We start from the raw sequence: 3,341 nt of genomic DNA on the forward strand, positions 1-3,341 counted from the left end.
GCTTAATCAACAACTAGAAAACAAGTTTTAAAGACAAAATATACTGAGAGAGAAAATAAAAGCTTATTAGCGTATAAGTTAAAAACACTTAACTTAATATCTGCAAGTAGGAAATAATTTGGTAGGGGCTTAAAAGCTAAAGATGTGATTTTTATAAATCTCGCCTTAATAATCACTAATGAATAAAAAGGCGAGGTTGGTAAAAAGTTACTTTACCTTATAAAAAAAAAGCCATTATTATAAATGCCTAAGATTTAATGTAATGTTCTATAGATGCCAATACTTTATCGGCCAATATTTTTGCATTTAGAAAGCTATTACTCTCGGTATAACATCTTAACTCAGGTGCGTTACCCGAAGGCCTTATATGCACAACGTCCTCATTACTGAAGGTTAAACGAAGGCCATCTATATCAATAACACTAGCTATTTTTAGATCCTCTAAGTTAAAAATCAACAAAAGCTTTTCTGGTTCTTGCTTCCCTAAATTAATAATAGATGAGCTCAATCCTTTATCGATATTTTGTAATCTATCGCTATGGGTAAAACGATGGGGCAAAAGCTCTAACGCTGACGAAAGCTTCTGATTGCCAATAAGGCTTAATACCGCTAACACAGGCAACAATGCATCTCTTGTAGCTAAACTAGTGATTTTTGTATTTTCTATATAGATATCAGAAGCTAATAAAAACCCGCCATTAGCTTCAAAACCAGCAACACTACTGTAATCTTCTTGAAGCGCTTTAAATGCCTCAATCACGTAAGGGGAACCAATTTTAGTGCGTATTACTTTTTTAAAGAATCCACTTTTCTCAATTGAACTAGTGCAACTTACAGGAACAGAAAGTGATTGAATCCCTAGACTTTTAGCTGCTAATAAACACAAAATATCACCGGTAAAGTAATTCCCATTTTCATCGGCAAGTAAAGGACGATCCCCGTCACCGTCTGTAGAAAATATAGCATCCAGCTTATATTCTGTAGACCAAACTTTCGCTTGCTTTCTATCAGATTCGCCTACAGCCTCAGTATCTATTGGTATAAAATTATCGCTGTAACCAAGGCAAACAACCTCTGCACCTAATGCTCTGAATAATAATGGATAAAGTTCTCTCCCAGCACTTGAGTGCTGATAAACACCAATTTTTTTATTCTTAAGTAAATCATTTGAAAAAACATTCAAGTAGCGTTCTAAATATAACTCAAAAGCAACTTTACTTGGTTCTGGCAAAGTGAAAAGTGAGACATTATTAACTTTAGCTTTAACTGATAAGATATTTGTTTCGTCTGCCTTAGTAATTTCACCTGTTTTGGTGTAAAACTTTAACCCATTGCGATCAAATGGGATGTGGCTGCCTGTTACCATTATTGCCGGTACTGAATCCTCTTGAGATTTAAAAGCAAGGGCAGGCGTTGGTATAACTCCGTAAAAATCAACCTCAACACCCATTGCTCTGGCAGCACTAAAACATGCTTTAGCAATTGCAGGACTACTTGGGCGATTATCAATTGCTAATGCAATTCGTTTTACCTCGCCTTGAGTGCTTAAAAATGCCAAGGTAAAAGCAAAGCAAACTTCATTTGAAAACTGTGTTACCAATCCTCTGGCTCCTGAAGTGCCAAACTCAATGCCGCTTTGTTCAATAAGAATCGAACTATCCATAGTGCCCTCTAAATATAATTACTATCAAATTACCCACTTTTATGTTCGGCCATATCTATCTTCAAAACGAACTATGTCATCTTCGCCTAAATACGAACCAGACTGCACTTCTATAAGTTCAAGGTTCACTTTACCAGGGTTTTCAAGTGCATGTACCGAAGTTATAGGGATGTATACGGACTCATTTTCTGTCAAGTATTGCTCTTTTCCGTCTAGGTGAACTTTTGCTGTACCCGAAACCACGATCCAATGCTCTGCGCGATGATGATGCATTTGAACCGACAACTTAGCACCTGGTTTAACTGTTATACGTTTTACTTGAAAGCGTTCACCGCTATCAACCGAGTCATATTTACCCCAAGGGCGATAGACTTCCCTATGAAAAGTAGCTTCGCTTCGGTGCTCATCTTTTAGCTGCTGTACTATTGCTTTAACTTTTTGTGATTCATTTTTATGTGCAACTAATACAGCGTCTTTAGTATTTATGATTACTAGGTCTTCAACGCCGACTGCTGCTATTAATTTGTCATCGCTATAAACTAATGTATTTTTTGTATTTATAGCTTTTACATCACCATTAAATGCATTGCCACTTTCATCTTGTTTTGATACTTCCCACAAAGCAGCAAAACCACCTACATCGTTCCACCCTGCATCCATAGGGACAACAACTGCATCTTTGGTATGTTCCATCACTGCATAATCAATAGACTCATCTGGACATGCTTCAAACGCAGCTTTATCAACACGAATAAAATCCATATCATCACTCTGAACTTTCATCGCACTTGAACATGCTGAATAAATATCAGGGCGGTATGTTTTTAATTCTTCTAAATAGCGACTCGCTTTAAATATAAACATGCCACTATTCCAGTAATAATTACCACTTTCTATGTACTGTTCTGCCACATCGAAACTTGGTTTTTCTACAAATTTATCAACTACAAAGCCTGTTTGGTATTGTTCACCACGTTTAATATAACCATAACCGGTTTCTGGCTTATCTCCAACAATACCAAAAGTGACTAGTTTTCCTCTCTTAGCCAACTCTGCACCATTTTTAACACTTTCCTGAAATGCTATTGGATTTTCAATAACATGATCAGCTGCAAGCACGAGTAGTAAAGCATCTTGATCATTTTCTATTGCTTTTAGAGCTGCTAAAGCAATAGCTGGAGCTGTATTACGTCCGACAGGTTCCAAGAATATACCTGAATGCTGAACATCTAGTTGACGTACCTGCTCAGCGGCAATAAAGCGATGTTCTTCATTACAGATAAGCATAGCTGGCGAATGCTCAATGCCACTTAAACGTTTGATTGTTTGTTGTAGCATTGTTGTATTTGAATCATCCAACGCTAAAAATTGTTTTGGATAATTGCCACGCGATAACGGCCATAAACGAGTACCTGAACCACCTGCCATAATTACTGGTAATATCATTATTATTCCTTTTGATATTAATTAATAAACTTTTTTCTAAATAAAAAATAAAGCACTAAAATTAAAGGGAGAGCAAAAGCCGAAAATAAAAGAACATTTAAAACGGCCTGTAAATAGTTGCTTGGAAAAACATAAGCTTGCTCAAAAAAGAAGAAATTAGTGTATGGAATTAAAATAATTAAACTTATACTTAAAAACTTAAAATCAAGCTTAGCTTTAAAAATATTGTTAT

At 35.9% G+C, this 3,341-nt stretch carries 3 protein-coding genes; all 3 read right to left on the reverse strand.

Annotation, left to right across the window (positions count from 1 at the left end; all coding sequences use genetic code 11):
* Positions 1–247: 247 nt before the first annotated feature.
* Positions 248–1,663 carry a phosphomannomutase gene (locus QL984_RS18280; protein ID WP_290173214.1) on the reverse strand — a complete coding sequence of 472 codons (1,416 nt, stop codon included), beginning with the start codon at positions 1,661–1,663 and terminating at the stop codon, positions 248–250.
* Between the two features lie 39 nt (positions 1,664–1,702).
* A complete protein-coding gene (locus QL984_RS18285; protein ID WP_036956292.1) occupies positions 1,703–3,109 on the reverse strand; it encodes a mannose-1-phosphate guanylyltransferase/mannose-6-phosphate isomerase in 1,407 nt (468 codons plus the stop codon).
* A 17-nt stretch (positions 3,110–3,126) separates the two neighbouring features.
* Positions 3,127–3,341: hypothetical protein (locus QL984_RS18290; RefSeq protein WP_290173217.1), on the reverse strand; the 215-nt coding region annotated here is incomplete at its 5' end.

Source organism: Pseudoalteromonas sp. APC 3495 (genome assembly GCF_030407645.1).
Lineage (GTDB): Bacteria > Pseudomonadota > Gammaproteobacteria > Enterobacterales > Alteromonadaceae > Pseudoalteromonas > Pseudoalteromonas tetraodonis.

What these genes read in the sequence shown, in the direction of transcription:
- QL984_RS18280 (WP_290173214.1), bottom strand. Translation starts at nt 1,663, where the DNA reads ATGGATAGTTCGATTCTTATTGAACAAAGCGGCATTGAGTTTGGCACT.
- QL984_RS18285 (WP_036956292.1), bottom strand. Translation starts at nt 3,109, where the DNA reads ATGATATTACCAGTAATTATGGCAGGTGGTTCAGGTACTCGTTTATGG.